We start from the raw sequence: 15,981 nt of genomic DNA, 5'->3' as shown, positions 1-15,981 counted from the left end.
GCCACCGTCAGACATCGTTGCCCCCATCGGTGTCCTGGACACGACGCTCCCGCGCGCGCAGGCGAGCGCTGCGTGCCGTTCCGCCCGCCAACTGGGCTCGTCTGCTGGACGCCCGGCCCCGGCCAGGGTCCGTGCCGGCCCCGTGGCCGGGCCGGCCGAGGCGCCGGGCCAGACCGGCCACGGTCGGATAGCGGAACATCTCGTTGACCTTCAGCGGTGTATCCGTGGCTTCGTCGGCGAGCATCTCGTGCACCTGCATCAGCAGCATCGAGTTGCCACCGAGATCGAAGAAGTTGTCATCCGGTCCCACACCCTCGCGCCCCAGCACCTGCCGCCAGACGGCCGTGATGCGCTGCTCGACACCCCGCAGAGCGGTGCCGCGCTGCGGAGTCGCGCCGACGGACTCGCGCACCGCGGCGGTGCGCCGGCTGATGCCGGGGGTGACTTCGGACGCCATCGGCAGCTCCGCCACACCACGACTGGGGTCCGCGAGCGCGGCCCGCAGCAGCGCCAGATAGTTCCCGGTCACCTGACGAGCCGCCTGGGCCGAGAAGACGGACTTGCGGTACTTGAGCAGCCCGACAAGCCGGTCGCCGTCGTGCACGACCTCAAGCACGAGCTCAAGCTGGTCGTCCTGCTGGTCCATGCGGAACGGCACCGCGGTCAGCCCGGCCCAGTCGGCCGGCGCCGCGCCGTCGTCAGCCACGTACAGGCCCGCCAGCGCCGGGTACCGGCTGGGTTTCTGGTAGCTGAACATCGCCTGGAAGATCGGGTTACGGTCGTCCACCCGGCGCGGCGCCAGCTCGCCGACCAGCAGCTCGAACGGGTAGTCCTGGTGCTCCAGCGCCTCGATGACGGTACGGCGAGTCCGCCCCAGCTGCTCCCGGAACGACACCGCGTCGCTCAGATCGGCGCGCAGCACGACGGGGTTGACGAAGTTTCCGACGCACTCGGCCATCGTCGGACTGGTCCGGCCGGCGAAGGGGGACCCCACCAGGACGTCACGCTGACCGGTGTAGCGACTGACCAGGATCTGAAAGGCAGTCAGCAACACGGCGTAAGGAGTGACCCCTTCCTCCTTGGCCAGCGCGAACACTCGGTCGGCGAGCTCCGCGGAGATGGGGAACAGGATCGAACCGCCCCCGTCGGCACCCGGGTCGAGTTCGAAGCGGGGCCATTCGGCCGGCTCAAGTCGGCCGGAGAGCTGAGCGTGCCAGTAGGCGCGAGCCTCGCTGCCCTTCTCCCCCTGGATCAGCTCCCGCTGGTGGGCGACGAAGTCGCTGTAGGGGATGTTGCGTCCGAGCAGCTGCGGCGGACGCCGTTCGGTCTCCGCGAGGTAGAGCTGTTCGAGCTCCGCCAGGATGACACTGAGCGACCAGAAGTCGCACACCACATGGTGCACGGCCAGCAGCACCACAGCCTCTCCCGGCGCCACCGAATACGTCCGTACGCGGACCAGTGGCCCGGTCGAGAAGGCGAACGGTTCGCGATAGGCGCGGCGCACCGCGTCCTCGGTCTGCTGCTCGTCCCACTGGCTCGCGTCCACTTCGGCGAAGTCGGGTTCGAGCCACCCGTGCACTGTCTGGCCGTCGGTGCCGTGGAAGGTCGTACGCAGGGCCGCGTGCCGTCCGACGAGCGACGACACCGCGCTGCGGAACGCGGCAGAGTCGAATCCGCCGGTGAACCGGGCGGTGAACCCGACGTTGTAGGACGCGCTGTCCGGATTCATCCGATGCAGCAACAGAAGCGGGCGCTGGGCGTACGAGAGCGGGTACTCGGTCCGCGCCTGGCCGGCGCGTGCCCGGAGTGCCGCCTCCAGCTTCTTCCGTATCGCCCATTGCTGAATGTCGTCGGCGGTCATGAGGTTCCGTCCTGGTCGGCCAGCCAGGGCAGCAGCGCCTGGATCTGGTCCTCAGTCAGTGAGTCGAGGTTGGCCAGGAGGCGTTCGGCCTCCTCCGGTGAGAAGGGCTCCACGGCGGTCGGCGCGGCCGTGGACGCGGCGGCTTGGGCCGGGGCGTCGAGCATCAGGCGCTCCGACAGCTCATTGACGAGCAGACGCAGGGCCTTGCCTTGGAGGAGACCGGTGAGCGGCAGGTCGACGTCCAGGTCGCGGAAGATCTGGCCGCGTACTTCGACCGCCACCAGCGAGTCGAGCCCGGCTTCGTGGAGGGAGAGGTCCTCGTCGATGGCTGCCTCGGCCAGGCCAAGTCGCGTGGCCAGCATGACGCGCAGGTAGGCGAGCACCAGCTCGCGGCGACGTTCCGGCGTGGCGCCGAGCCAGTCCCGCCGCAGCCGCCTGACCGCCTTCGCCCCGTCCCCGGCAGGCGTTCCCTCACCCATGGCGACCGCGCGCCCAGTGGGGAACCGGTCCAGGTAGCGGGACCAGTCCATGGAGAAGACCCCGTACTGAGCACCGGGCCCGGCCAGGAGCCGGTCGAGCGCGGCGTATGCCGGCTCGGTCTCCAGTGGGGTGAACCCACCCTCCAGGAGCCGAGCCTGGAGCCGTTCGCTCAGTTGTGCCACCATGCCCGCCTCCCACGGCCCCCAGCCGACACTGAGGGCGGGGAGTCCCAACCCGCGCCGGTAGTGGGCGAGCCCGTCGAGGAAGGCGTTGGCGGCCGCGTAATGGGCCTGTCCCGGGGCCCCGAGCAGGGCGGCCGTGGAGGAGAACAGGATGAAGTGCTCAAGGTCGAGATCCAGGGTGGCGCGGTGCAGGTGCCAACCACCGGCGACCTTCGGGTCCAGGACCGACTGGAAGCGGTCCCAGCTCAGCTGCGACAGCACCGCGTCATCGAGTACGCCGGCCGCGTGGACGACGCCCTTGAGGCCTCCCCACTCCCGCTGCGCCCGCTCGACCAGCTGGTTGACCGCGGCCTCGTCCGTGACGTCCAGGCCGGCCAAAGTGACCTTCAGCCCGGACTGCTCCAGCTCGCGGACCTGCTCATCGACCCGCACCTCTTCGGCACGCCGTGACGCGAGTACGACGTGACGCACCCCGCGTCTGCCCAGCCACGCCGCGGTACGCAGACCGAGCGCTCCGGTCCCCCCGGTGATCAGGTAGCACCCGTGGCCGCTCAGTCGGCCAGGACGTGTCGGCAGCCCCGACTCGCGGTGCAGCGTGGGCCGGTAGAGCAGCCCGTTGCGGATCGCGGCTTCAGCGCCGGGCCATGCGGACGGCAGGTTCAGCGCGCCGGTGACGTCCCGTGGGTCCACGTCGAGCAGCCGCACGTTCAGCTGTGGTGTTTCCAGTGCCGCACTCCGGCCAAGGCCCCACAGCATCGACCCGTAGGGGTCGCCGACCTCGGCGGGCTCGCGTACGGCCACCGCGCCGCGGGTCAGCAGCACCACGGAATCGGGCGTCCAGTCCGTGCGCTCGGTGCTCTGCACGAGCGCGGGCACACTGCCGCAGGCGGTGCGGGTGTTCTGGGCGTCCAGGCCGAGGCAGTTCAGCACGCTCGCCGGCCCGGTCTCGCGGAACAGCCGGACCAGGTGATCCGCGTCGGTGGGATCCAGCGCGAATCGATGATCGTCGAGGCGGGCGAAGGCCGTGCCCACCTCGGCGATCACACACCGGCTGCCCCGTGCCTCCAGTGCTGTGACCGCGTGCCGCCAGCGCCCCTGACGGTCGGCGAGCACGATCCACGTGCCGGTCGTGGGCGACGTGTCACCGGTCGCCTCGGTCAACTCCCAGGTGTCGGAGTAGATCGCGGCCTCGGGCGAACGGAAGGAGACCGTTCTCAGCTGGAGGCCGACGAGCTCGACCAGCGGGTTGCCTTCGCGGTCGGTCAGTGAGACGTCGGCCAGTGCTCCGCAGGCATCGGCCTCGCGGTGCCGGACGAGCGCGACACCTGATGCCGCAGCGTGGTCGGAGGGGTGGAACACGGCCCGCTCGATCCGGAACGGCAACAGCACGTCGTCCTCGGGGGCCGCGCGGACGATCCGTGCCGCGATCGCCAGCTGAACGCAGGAGTCAAGCAGTGCCATGGTCCGCTCTCGCGGTGATTCCGCCGCGAAGCCGAGGTCGCCGGAGCTGTCCTCACCGTCCAGACGCAGCTCTTCGATCCACTGGAACGCCGGGCCGAACCGGAAGCCCGCCGCCTCGAACAGCGGGTAGAGCTCAGCCGGGGAAACCGGCCGGCCGGCGAGGTGTGCCGACGGATCCGTTGGTTGTGCGAGGACGTCAGTCCGTTGGATCCGCCCCTCCGCGTGCACCTGCCAGGACTCGTCGGCCAGCGGGTCGTCCGCGTTGGTCAGGCTGAGCGACTGCGCGACGAACCGGTGGTCCCCGGTCGGGGTGAGCACAAGCTGGAGTCGGCGTTGCGCCGTGTCGACCTCCAGCGCTCGTGGGAAGACCAGATCCTCGATGACCACAGCGGAGTCGTCGCCGGCCACAGCCTCCACCAGGCAGGCAGTGTGGTAGGCCCCCGGCACGACGAGGCGGCCGGAAATCTCGTGATCGGCGAGCGCCCGCGGAGCCGTCGCGGCCACCGTGGTCTCGTAACGCCACTGCGTGGACTGCGGCAGCGCCAGCCGGCTCAGTTCGGGCAGATTCCCGGCCGGTTGAGCGGACAGCTCGGCGCCGGAAGACGCCGTGGCGACGTGCGGGAGTACCGGTGTGGTCCAGTGCCGGGTCCGGGCGAAGGGATAGAGAGGAGCGGAAGCCTTGCCCGCCTTCAACGGGGCGTAGTACGCCGCCCAGTCGACCGGTGTCCCCGCCCTGTCCAGGCGTGCCAGGTGGGTGAGCACGGTGACCGGGTCCGGGGTCCTGGGGGCGAGGCCGGGCAACCAGACGGCACCGTCGTCGGATTGGACGCGCCCGGAGGTGGTGAGGGTCCGGCCCGGGCCCACTTCGAGGAAAACCGTGCATCCCCCGCCGAGCAGTTCGCCGATGCCGGGCGCGAATCTGACCGGTGAGGTGAGCTGCCGTCCCCAGTACTCCGCACCGAGCTCGGCACGGCCCGCCCAGGTGCCGGTGAGGTTCAGCGTCATCGGTACGACAGGCCGCCGGTGGGGGATCCGGCTCGCGGCCTGGACGAGTGCGGGGACGGCCGGGGCGACCAACGGCGAGTGGAAGGCGTGCGTCGTCTCCAGAGGGATCGTGGCCCAGCCCCGCTGTCGGAACTCCGCTTCCAGTTCGCTCATCTCGGTGTCCGAGCCGGAGACCGTGATCCGTTCCGGCGCGTTGTACGCGGCGACCGCCGCCGAACCGCCCTTGGCCTCGACCAGCCTTTCCAGCTCGGCCACGTCGGTACAGCCGACGGCGACCATCCGGCCGCTGCCGGGAACAGCCGCGAAGGCGCGGCCGCGCGCGCAGACCAGTTCGAGCCCTTCCTCGACGTCGAACACGCCGGCCACGCAGGCGGCCGCGTACTCGCCGAGGCTGTGACCGACCACCGCGTCCGGCCGCACTCCGCACGCGGCCCAGAACTCCGCCAGCGTGACCTGTAGGAGGAAGACCGCCGGCTGAAGCAGCTCGGCCCGCGTCTGGGCCGCGGGGTCGGCGAACACGTCGAGAGGGCCGACCCCGGTGAGGCGGCGGAAGGTGTCCGCGTACCGGTCCAGTGCCACGCGGAAGGCCGGATGCTCTCGGTAGAGCTCGACCGCCATGCCGGCGTACTCGGAGCTCTGACCGGGGAAGAGGAACCCGACCCTCGGATTGGCGCGGCCGGATTCACCCGTGTCCGCCGGCCCGGTTCCGTCGCGCAGCCACGACTCGATGCGCTCGGCTGCCGCGTGCTCGGTGTCCGCGACGACGCTGAGCCGGTGGCGCAGCGCGTGGCGACCGACATGACTCGTATGGGCCAGGTCTGTCAGGGCCGCGTCCGGCTCGCGCAGGCGGTTCGCCCACCGGTCCGCGAGTTCCCGCAGCGCGTCCGCGCTCCTGGCGCTGATCGTGATGAGGTCGTGCCCCGGACGTCGGCCCGCCCGCGTGCGTTCCGGCGCCTGTTCGAGCACGGCGAAGGCGTTGGTGCCGCCGATGCCGAGGGAGTTGACCGCTGCCCGGCGGGGAGTTCCGGGCAGGGGCAGCGGCGCCGGGTTGACGAACAGGCTTGTGTCGTCCAGTTTCAGCCGGGGGTTCGGCTCCGTGAAGTACGGGCTGGGCGGGATCTGCCCCCGGTACAGGGACAGTGCGGCCTTGATCAGGCCCGCTATGCCCGATGCCGCCTCCATGTGCCCGATCAACGCCTTCACCGAGCCGATGGCGCAGGGAGCGTCCTGTCCGAAGAGCTGCTTCAGCGCGCCGATCTCGGTGGGGTCGCCGAGCGGTACCCCGGTGCCGTGCGCCTCGATGTAGCCGATCGTGGCGGGATCGACGCCGGAGACGTGGAGCGCCTGACGCATCGCGGCCAGCTGGCCCGGCAGGCTCGCGGCGCCGTAGCTCGACTTGCCGCCTCCGTCGTTGTTGATCGCGGTTCCGAGGATGGTGGCGTAGACGGTGTCACCGTCGCGCAGCGCGTCGGCGAGGGGCTTGAGCACGACGGCGCCCACGCCGCTGCCGAAGATCGTTCCCTGCGAGCCGACATCGAAGGGGCGGCACCGGCCGTCCGGCGACAGGATGCCGCCCCGGCGGTGCCAGTACCCGGTCGCCTCGGGGAGCCGGATGTTCACGCCGCCGGCCAGTGCCGCGTCACACTCACCGCGCATCAGGCTCTGGACGGCGAGGTGCACCGCGACCAGGGAAGTGGAGCACGCCGTCTGCACCGTCAGACTGGGCCCGGTCAGATTGAGCTTGTACGACACCCGCGTGGCGAGAAAGTCCTTGTCGGTCCCGAGCTGTTCGAGTGAGGCCGTGGGATCTTCCAGCGTCCCGCCGCTGTTCAACACCTCGGGGAGGTAGCTGGTGAGAACTCCGCCGCTGCCGGCGAACACACCGACCGAGGTCCCCGTCCCGGCCGCGGTGCGCAGGCCCGCGTTCTCGAGAGCGTGCCAGCACGTCTCCAGGAAGATCCGCTGCTGAGGGTCCATCACGGCGGCCTCGCGGCCGGAGATGTCGAAGAAGGCCGCGTCGAACAGGTCGACGTCGTCCATCGACGCGGTCGCCTTCACGTAATCAGGGTTCGTCAGCCACTCCGGGTTCACACCAGCGCGCAGCAACTCCTCGTCACCGAGGTCGCGTATCGCCTCGCGTCCGGCCAGGATCGCGTCCCAGAACCGGTCCAGGTCCGTGGCTCCGGGGAAACGGGCGGCCATGCCGACGATCGCGATCGGTTCCCCGCCCGGTTCGCGCAGCGTCATGACGGCTCGCCGGCACCGAGTCGGGGCAGCACGACCGGGTCGTACGCCTGCAGCAGGTCACCGACCGTGCGCACACTGGTGATGGGAACGTCGTCGGAGAACGGGTCGGTGTCCAGTTCCATCTCCAGTGCGGCGACGAGCCGCGCCAGGTGCAGCGACTCAAGACCGAGCTGATCGACGAGCAGTTGGTCCTCGTCCAGCTGCTCGACCGGCCCGATCACCTCGTTCACGATCTCAAGCAGTGCGGCTTTGACCGTGTCCCGCTTGTTCATTGGAATCACACTCCGTTCATATGCACCCGGCCCCGCGGTAGGGGTTCAGCAGGTGTAGCCACCGTCGACGGTGATGGTCTGGCCGGTGATGAAGCTCGCCGCGGGCGAGGTGAGGAACCGGATGACGCCGAGTACGTCCTCTATCGAGCCGAGCCGGCCCAACGGCGTCCGGCGCACGATGCGGCGGCGCTGGGCCTCGTCGATACCCGCGGTCATCTGGCTGTCGAAGTAGCCGGGAGCGACGCTGACCACGCGGACCCCGGCAGGGCCGACCTCACGGGCGAGACCTCGCGTCAGCCCGTCGAGCGCCGCTTTCGCCGCGCCGTACACGGCGACGCCGGTCTGCCCGCGCAGCGCGTTGATGGAGGACAGGTTGATCACCACACCCGCCCGACGGGCCAGCATGGGCTTCAGACAGGCCCGGGTGAGCAGAACCGGCAGTGTCACGTTGGTCCGCAGCGCGGTGTCGATGGCCGTCGGGGCGGTCAGCGTCAGCAGGCCCTCCAGCCCGATCGCCGCGTTGTTCACGAGCGCGTCGATACGGCGATGGCGACGCACGGCCGCTCGGGCGAACTCCTCGACGGCTTCGGCGTTCGTTCCGTCGATCGAGGACCAGAACAGGGTGTCCGGAGCGGTCGACTTGCGCAGCGCGATAAGGTCGGCGGACTCGGACCGGCTGAAGGTCTCCACTCGGTAACCGCGCTCCAGGAAGTCGGTCACCAGCGCCAGTCCCAGACCTCGGCTGCCTCCGCTGACCACCGCCACCGGACGCTGATCCACGGTGCCGTTCACATCGCACCCCCCATGCGCTTGAATCGCTCGCCGTGCAACGGCACGTCCGAGACGGTGACGACGGCCGGAACCTTGTGGGGCGGTAGGTGGTCCGTACAGAACTGGCGCAGCCGCCTGTTCAGTGCCCGCTGCTCCTCCGGCTCGACCAGCTCGACCGTGGCAGTGACGATGTGACCGGTGACGGCGTTCGGGCGTCCGGTCACGACGACGTCGCAGACGTTGCCGGCCCGGAGCAGCACGTTCTCGACCTCGGCCGGTGACACCTTCTCTCCGCCTACGTTGATCAGCGCCGAGAGCCGCCCGAGTACGCGGAGGGTGCCGTCCTCGGCCACCTCGACCGCGTCTCCGGTGTTGAGCCAGCCGTCCTCGTCGAACGGGCTGGGCGCGTTGAGGTACCCGAGCATGGCGTTCGGCGACTTGATCCAGAGCACCCCGTCGCGCACCTCCGTCCCGAATCCCCGCCCTCCGACGTCCATCCGCAACGAGTCCGACGAGATCGATCGCGTGGGCAGGATGCCGGTCTCGGTGAGGCCGTAGGTCTGCTTGAACCGCACACGGGGAAACTCGGTGGCCGCGTGCGCGAGGGTGACCTCGCGCATGGGCTCCGTGCCGTAGGTGATCAGTTCGAGTGAGGACAGGTCGTAGTCCCGGTATGCGCCGGAGACCAGCAGCATGTTGAGGAAGGTCGGCGTGGTCGGCAGCACCTGGACGCGGTGACGCTCGATGGCCTCGCACGCGTGCTTGGGGGTGCGTTGCGGCTCGGTGATCACCGTGCCGCCGCTGATGAGCGTACGGAACAGCGTGTTGACTCCACCGATGTGGTCGAGCGCCATGAACTGCAGCGTTCGCCGGGGGCGCGACGACGCACGGAAGCCGCCGAGCAGCCGGGGGAGCGAGAGCAGCGCGGCCTTGCTCTCGCCCGTCGAGCCCGAGGAGAACAGCAGCAGCCCGGCCTCCCCGCGGGTGGCGAGCTCGGTCAGAAGGCGTGGCTGTGGCGCGTGCGGTGCCGCGATGGTCTGGACCGTCCACTCGTCAGGACTGCTGAACTCGACGACACGGGTCGCGTGTGCCGTCGCAATCCGGCGCTCCCGCTGGTCCCTCGGCGGATCGGCGGGAGCGAAGGGCACCACGACAGCGCCTCGGACGGCGAGCGCCGTGAAGAGCGCGACCGTGTTCGGTGCGGTGTTCCCGACCACCGCCACGATCTCGCCGGTCGCTACTTCGAGCCGGTCCAGCTCGGCCAGCCAGCCGGTGGCCCGCTCCGCGAGGTCGGCGTATGTGACCCTGCCGCCGTGCCCGACCATGGCCTCGGCGTCGGCTCGACCCCGAAGTTGCGACAACAGCCAATCCATCGCGCCTCCCCTAATCGTCATGTGCTTGCTTCCAACTCCGGAGCACAATCGTGTGGTGGGCCGGGCGTTCGGGCGACCTCCGCGTCACGGCAGACCGGTGACACCGCGGCCGGTCGGTCACATCGCGGCTCGGCTCAGTACCGCGGGCGGGCCAGAGAAACCGTGCCCCAGGACAGCGTGCACTCGACCGACGACCCCCATAGCCAGCGGGCAATTCCCGGCGAACTCGAAGAAGCTGGAGCCAACGCGAAGAAGCCCTCCGACCGATCGGATATATCGCATATCTACTGTCTACGTGCGGACTGATCACGGAGACTACCTGCGTTTCGTTCGGTCCGGCGATACGGCGATCTTCACCTCCGCCCAGTCATTGCCGACCGATATGCGCCGCGAGCCTGCCGTGGAGTCGTGTGCCGAGCCTGTCCCGCCGGCGAGACAAGCGGTGGCACGTGGTCGTGCCACCGATTAAGTCAACGGTGGACTTGCCTTCGATGTCGCTGCATAGTATGGCGCCTATGCGTGTGAATGATGTCGGCACATTCTGACTCCGGTTCCATGCTTTCCGATGAGGGGGGTGAGTGTGATGGATTTCAGCCTTTTCTACTTCGCCAATGACAGTGGAAACGCCGAAAGCGATCGGTACCAGCTACTGATCGACGGCGCTCGTTTCGCGGACGAGCACGGCTTCCAAGCAGTATGGACGCCGGAACGTCATTTCCATCACTATGGAGGCACTTATCCGAATCCCTCGGTGACCAATGCGGCGATTGCGGCGATCACCAGACGCATCCAAATTCGGGCAGGTAGCGTTGTCGCACCCCTCCATCACCCCTTGCGGGTCGCCGAGGAATGGTCGGTGGTGGACAACATCTCGCACGGCCGCGTCGGTGTCTCCTTTGCCTCAGGGTGGCACGCCACTGATTTTGTGCTGAACCCGTCGGCCTACGCTGACCGCCGGACCGAGATGTACGAGCGGGTCGAGCAAGTACGGGCCCTGTGGCGTGGCGAGACTGTCGATCTCCCTGACGGGACGGGAAACTCGGTGAAGGTGCGGTCCTTTCCCCCGCCGGTGCAGGAGGAATTGCCTGTCTGGATCACCAGCGTCGGCGACGTCGAGACCTTCCGGAGCGCGGGCCGTATAGGCGCTGGGCTGCTGACCCACCTGCTCGGCCAAAGCCCCGAGCTGTTGGCGGAGAAAATCTCCGACTGTCGGCCTACATGCGCAGCGCGCTCAATCTCATCCTGGCCTCGGACCCCGGCTCCAGCTCGGAGGATCCCGAAGACCTCGAAGAGGACGAGGTCGATTTTCTGGTCGAGCGATCGTTCGAGCACTACTTCGACAACATCGGCCTTCTCGGCGCGGCCGAAAAAACAAAGGAAGTCGTCGCGCGACTCGCGGAGATCGGCGTGGACGAGATCGCCTGTCTCGTTGACTTCGGGCTTTCGACGGACGAGGTGATGTCGGGCTTGACGCACCTCCAGCGCCTGCGCGATGTCGTCGGCAGCAGCAGTACGTGAATATCTGGACTTTTCAGGAGGGTATAGTGACCTACGACAAGCGGCAGAACTTCCTCGATTATCTGGACGAAAAGGAAACCTTCGACGCCAAGGTTGCCGAGGTCGATCAGGCCGAAAAATTCGACACCGCATTCGGAGTCGAAACGAGCGCTCCCTCCGAGACCTGGGACATCGACGAGGCCGACGAGGCCGACCTGCTTCACAACTACCGGTACTCCCCGTCACCTGCCGGGACCATAAGGGAGGTGATATCGCGCCTTCCAGTCAAGTACGAGGAGGCGACGTTCATCGATTTCGGCTCCGGAAAAGGTCGCGCACTGCTGGTCGCTTCGGAGTTTCCATTCAAGAGGATCATCGGAGTCGAGTACTCCGGGCATCTCTGCGAGATTGCCGCGCAAAATGTGCAGCGGTACGACTCCAAGTCCAAGAAGTGCAGTGCCATCGAGGTATGTCACCAGGACGCCGCTGAGTTCGAGATCCCGGACGGTGTGGGAGTTTTCTACTTCTACGAGCCCTTCAGTCCAGCTGTGGCGGAGCGGGTCCTGGAAAACATCGAGCGCTCCATCAGCCGTGTCCCACGAGCGGCCATTGTCTGTCTGGTCGGGCGGGCGCTTGTTCCCACCGTCGAAGGCCGAGAGGCGTGGGTGCCCTACGGACCCGAGGTGCCATCACCGAATGACCACTACTTCGACGCGCGACTTTTCGTAGCCCAAGCTGGTGGGGGCACCGGCGGCTGATCCTGGGTACGCCCGCAACGACGGCTTCGGTGGCGGCTCGGACAGGTGCGACGGTGGCGTTCGGGCCTTCAGGTTGTCGGCCGGGAAGCCGAGGAGTCCTGGAGTACTTCGGCGATGAGGGAGAGCACATCCGCCCGCTGGTCGAGCAGGTAGAGATGGCCTCCCTCGAAGACGCGTACAGGGCCGGCGGCACCGCAGTGCCGCCGCCATGCGGACACCTCGTCCACCCGGACCTCGGCGTCGTCGACGGCGGCGAGCAGGCAGGTCGGTATGTCCAACGGCAGTTCGTCGCGGTACTGGTAGTTCTCGCACGCCGCGAAGTCGGCACGCATCGCGGGAGCCAGCCACAGCAGCACATCGCGGTCGCGCACAGCTGAGACCGAGGGACCGGCGATCTCGTTCAGCCGGTGCAGCAGGGCCTCGTCGCCCAGAACGCTCGCGGCCGGGCGCCAGGGTGTGAGGTCGGGTGAACGCATCCCGGAAAGGAACAGCTGGGCAGGGGCCGGTCCGCCCGTGTCTCGAAGCGCGCGGGCCAGTTCGAAGGCCAGCAGAGCCCCCATGCTGTGGCCGAAGAACGCGAACGGTCGGTCCAGCAGCGGTTCCACAACACCCCGCAGGGCGTCGACCATCGAGGTGATGGACGGCAGCGGAGACTCCCCGGCCCGGTCCTCGCGTCCGGGGAGCTGGACGGCCCACACTTCGGCAGCCATGTCAGTGGGCAACTTCCAGGAGCTATATCCGAGCGCCCCGGCCCCGGCCCACGGAAGACAGAACAGCCGCATGTCAGGGTCCGGATGAGGGGAACGGCAGCGCAGCAAGTTCTCCACGGTGGCGGTCATCGGCCGTCACCTTTCTCTGTGCTGTCGTCGACGGCAACCAGCTGAACCGCCATCTCCCCGAGCGAATCGGCTTCAAAAATCGCTCGGACGCTCAGCTCGCAGCCCAAGGCGGTGCGCACTCGACCGATGACCTGCATGGCGAGCAGCGAATTTCCGCCGAGTACCCAGAAGTTGTCGTCAGGGCCGGCCTGCGGTGCTTCGACCACCTCAGCCACGATCTCGCACAGACGCTGTTCCCGGAAGATGTCGAGCAATGTCGTGCCCTGGCCGGCCTCCAGCAGGGTGCCCGACGACTCGATGCCCGACAGTGCCCTGCGATCCAGCTTGCCGTTGAAGGCGACCGGGAACTCTTCAAGGACCTCTACCCGGTCGGGCAACAGTGCGGAGGGGAGCTTGCCACGAAGGAACTCCCGTACGGCGGAGTACGTCAGCCAGTCCCGGCCTCCGTCGCCCGGCACGACATACGCCACCAGTTGAGCCATGTCCGTGCCTGGGTCGGTCGCGATGACGGCGGCGCGGGCGATGGCGGGATGGCTGTCGAGCAGAGCCTCCAGCTCACTCGGCTCGACGCGCAAACCTCGGACCGTCACCTGGTCGGCGAGACGGCCCCAGAACTCCAACTGCCCATCAGGACGCAGCCGGCCCTTGTCGCCGGTGAGGTACATTCGCTGTCCGGGGACACGGCTGAACGGGTCGGCTATGAACCGTTCACTGGTGTACGCGGGCTCTCCAGCGTAGCCCTGGGCCACACCGAGCCCACCGATGCAGATTTCGCCGACGAACGTGGGCGGCAGCAACTGCAGTTCGTCGTTGACGATGTAGATCTGAGCCGCGCCCACCGCGCGCCCGGCCACCTGGTGTGCGTGTTCGCCGATCTCTGCCCTGGCCGAATCGGCAGTGCACTCGGTCAGGCCGTACGTGTTGAACGAGAGGAGTCCAGGCTGGTCGTGCAGACGCCGCCACAGCCGGTGCGACACGCTCTCGCCACCGATGATGACCATCTTCGGCGGGTACGGAAGGGTCAGGAGACCAGCGTCGACCAAGCTCTCCATCTGGCTGCTGTTGCAGTTGAACACGTCAATCGATGATTCAGGATCCGCCCCTCGGGCAAGGAGCCGGACCGGATCCGTCCTCTCCTCTTCGTCGATCAACAGCAGCCGGTGCCCGAAGGCGATCATGCCGAGGCACTGGTTGATGAACACGTCGAACGTCACGGAACTCAGCGCGCCGACATTCACTTGGCGCCCTTCGGGCAGCCGTGCGTACATAGGCGCCAGTTGGGTGGTGGCGAGAGCGACGAGGCTCGCCTGATCGATGACCACGCCCTTAGGCTGTCCCGTGGAACCTCCTGTGAAAGGCATGCAGGCCGGAGCAGTTGCCGGGCGACGAGCGGCATCGACCCCGTGCGTGGAATCGCCCCCAACCGCCGTCGCCGAGTCCGCCAGGAGCGCGGCCGCTGAGACCGTCTCCACCTCGGCGAAGCGTTCGTCCGAGACGACCAGGGCGATGCCGGCCTCCTCAAGGAGCTGGCGGCGGGCCCCGTCCTGCTGCGGATCCAGCAGGAGAAAGGCACCGCCCGCACCCCAGGTGGCGAGCATCGCGACGATCAGATCGCTGCGCCTGGCCAGGCAGATCCCCACCATGATGCCGGACCGTACGCCGCGTGCGCGCAATGCCGTGGCCATCGTCCGGGCCCGACCGGCCAGTTCGGCGAAGGTGAGCCGCTCCCCAGCCGCAACGACTGCTTCCCGTTCAGGAACAGTCGCGGCCGTCAATTCGAAGAGGTCCCATGCGGATGTGCATTCCGCGGGGGCACGGACGTCCTGCGTATCACCACTCGCGCCGAGCACCAGCGTTTCGTCCAGGGCGACTTGGTCGAGGAGCGGGATGTTCCCGAGCGGGACATCGGGTGCCCGACTGAGTGACTGCAGCAGCTTTCCGTAGGTATCGGCAAACCTCTGCATGGCCGCCTCGGAAAACCGCTGACGATTGTATTCGATAGTGAGTGAGGTTTCGTGTGCCAGCCGTTGTATGTCCAGACGCAGGTCGAACTCGATGCGCGACAACTCCATGGGGTCTGGCATGGGCGTCACCTGGAGGCCGTCAAGTGCCCAGGTATCGCTCGGGTCTAGAGTGCCATAGCCGATAGCGGCCTGGAAGAGGGGATTGCGATCGGCGTCCCGGTGGGGGGCAATTTCCTCTACGACTGCTTCGAACGGCACGTCTTGGTAGTCGAGCGCGTCCAGAACCGTTTCACTCACGTGGTCGAGAAACTGATCGAAGGTCAGTGTCGGTGCTATCGGGCAGCGCAGCACCACTGTATTGGCGAAGAATCCGATCGTTCTGAAGAAGTCCGAGTCCGGTCGGCTGAGTACCGGCGTGCCAACTGCTATATCGCTCGATCCCGCCCAGCGGTGCAACAGAATGAAATACGCTGCGAGCATGCCCACGAACGGAGTGATCGAGCGATCCTTGCAGAATTCTTCGAATTCCGCTACCATATTCTCTGGAACAGTGACCGGGATCCGGGACCCGACGATCACGCCCGAGTCTTCCCTGCTGTCCTCGGGCAGCTGGGGCGACTGGATACCCTCCAGTTGGCCACGCCAGTAGTCCAGGCCGGCAGGATCCACCCCGGAGGCATTCTCCGCCAGGGAGAAATCCGCGTACTGAACGGCCAGCGGCGCGACGGCAAGCGCGTTTGCGTCAGCGTAAGCGAGGCGTAGTTCTTCGGCGAATACCTGTGCGGAAATCTCGTCGATAATGATGTGATGAAACACGAAGATTATCAGATGTAGTCGGGATGACACCCGTATCGCGCTTGCTTTCCAGAGTGGCCCTGATGAAATATCGAAGGAAATGTCAAGCAGCCTTCCGGCCTCATCCTCCGCCCAGTCGCAGCGCTTGCTGGGCGAGTCCCCCTCGGCCTCTACGATGTCGAGCAACGAAGACTGGGTAACGTCCCCGTTCGCATCGTGCACCACCTGGAGAACTTCACCGTCGCGTTCCAGGAATGTGGTGCGCAGTGTTTCGTGTCTGCCGCGCAGCACTTGTAGGGCGCGCTCAAGCCTGCTTATGTCGAGATCCCCGTCGACTGTGAGGGCGGTTCCCCAGGTATCAGCCGAACTGGCTGGCCGCACAATTGAGGAGAAATACATTCTCCGCTGTGCGGATGAGGCGCGAACCACACGCGAATGATGGTCGTCCTGCCCCTTCGCGTGATGCATCTGAGACA

General features: G+C 67.5%; 9 protein-coding genes and 1 pseudogene. 3 read left to right on the top strand and 7 right to left on the bottom strand.

What is annotated here, in order from left to right; translation table 11 throughout:
* Window positions 1–7: 7 nt before the first annotated feature.
* The 5 genes from ACZ49J_RS36065 to ACZ49J_RS36045 are packed head-to-tail and all read right to left on the bottom strand — an operon-like array spanning window position 8 to window position 9,652.
* Window positions 8–1,861, bottom strand: coding sequence for a condensation domain-containing protein (locus ACZ49J_RS36065; protein ID WP_467454876.1), 1,854 nt, complete (start codon window positions 1,859–1,861; stop codon window positions 8–10).
* The gene (locus ACZ49J_RS36060; protein WP_467454877.1) at window positions 1,858–7,236 is read right to left on the bottom strand and encodes a type I polyketide synthase; all 5,379 of its coding nucleotides are present in this window, start codon (window positions 7,234–7,236) and stop codon (window positions 1,858–1,860) included. Before ACZ49J_RS36060 ends, ACZ49J_RS36065 begins: the two co-directional genes overlap by 4 nt.
* On the bottom strand, window positions 7,233–7,508 hold the full coding sequence (locus ACZ49J_RS36055; protein ID WP_467454879.1) for an acyl carrier protein: 276 nt from the start codon (window positions 7,506–7,508) through the stop codon (window positions 7,233–7,235). Before ACZ49J_RS36055 ends, ACZ49J_RS36060 begins: the two co-directional genes overlap by 4 nt.
* Window positions 7,509–7,553: 45 nt before the next feature.
* Window positions 7,554–8,288 carry an SDR family NAD(P)-dependent oxidoreductase gene (locus tag ACZ49J_RS36050; protein ID WP_467454881.1) on the bottom strand — a complete coding sequence of 245 codons (735 nt, stop codon included), beginning with the start codon at window positions 8,286–8,288 and terminating at the stop codon, window positions 7,554–7,556.
* Window positions 8,289–8,296: 8 nt separating this feature from the next.
* Window positions 8,297–9,652 carry a class I adenylate-forming enzyme family protein gene (locus ACZ49J_RS36045; RefSeq protein WP_467454882.1) on the bottom strand — a complete coding sequence of 452 codons (1,356 nt, stop codon included), beginning with the start codon at window positions 9,650–9,652 and terminating at the stop codon, window positions 8,297–8,299.
* Between the two features lie 565 nt (window positions 9,653–10,217).
* On the opposite strand from ACZ49J_RS36045, the pseudogene ACZ49J_RS36040 reads away from it, so the two are divergent.
* The 3 genes and pseudogenes from ACZ49J_RS36040 to ACZ49J_RS36030 all read left to right on the top strand — a co-directional run.
* A pseudogene (locus tag ACZ49J_RS36040) lies at window positions 10,218–10,829 on the top strand (MupA/Atu3671 family FMN-dependent luciferase-like monooxygenase); the annotation flags it as partial.
* Between the two features lie 41 nt (window positions 10,830–10,870).
* Complete coding sequence (locus ACZ49J_RS36035; protein ID WP_467455065.1) at window positions 10,871–11,170, top strand: hypothetical protein; 300 nt, start codon at window positions 10,871–10,873, stop codon at window positions 11,168–11,170.
* A gap of 26 nt (window positions 11,171–11,196) precedes the next feature.
* A complete protein-coding gene (locus ACZ49J_RS36030) occupies window positions 11,197–11,907 on the top strand; it encodes a class I SAM-dependent methyltransferase (RefSeq protein ID WP_467454884.1) in 711 nt (236 codons plus the stop codon).
* Between the two features lie 68 nt (window positions 11,908–11,975).
* Here the strand turns inward: ACZ49J_RS36030 and ACZ49J_RS36025 are convergent, their stop codons facing one another.
* Window positions 11,976–12,689: a thioesterase II family protein gene (locus ACZ49J_RS36025; RefSeq protein WP_468351578.1), complete on the bottom strand. Its 714-nt coding sequence runs from the start codon at window positions 12,687–12,689 to the stop codon at window positions 11,976–11,978.
* Between the two features lie 53 nt (window positions 12,690–12,742).
* Complete coding sequence (locus tag ACZ49J_RS36020; protein ID WP_467454888.1) at window positions 12,743–15,973, bottom strand: non-ribosomal peptide synthetase; 3,231 nt, start codon at window positions 15,971–15,973, stop codon at window positions 12,743–12,745.
* Between the last annotated feature and the right edge of the window lie 8 nt (window positions 15,974–15,981).

This window comes from Streptomyces sp. NPDC030840, assembly GCF_055572015.1.
The sequence above is the reverse complement of the archived record's forward strand: the minus strand, read 5'-3'. Positions and strand labels throughout refer to the sequence as shown.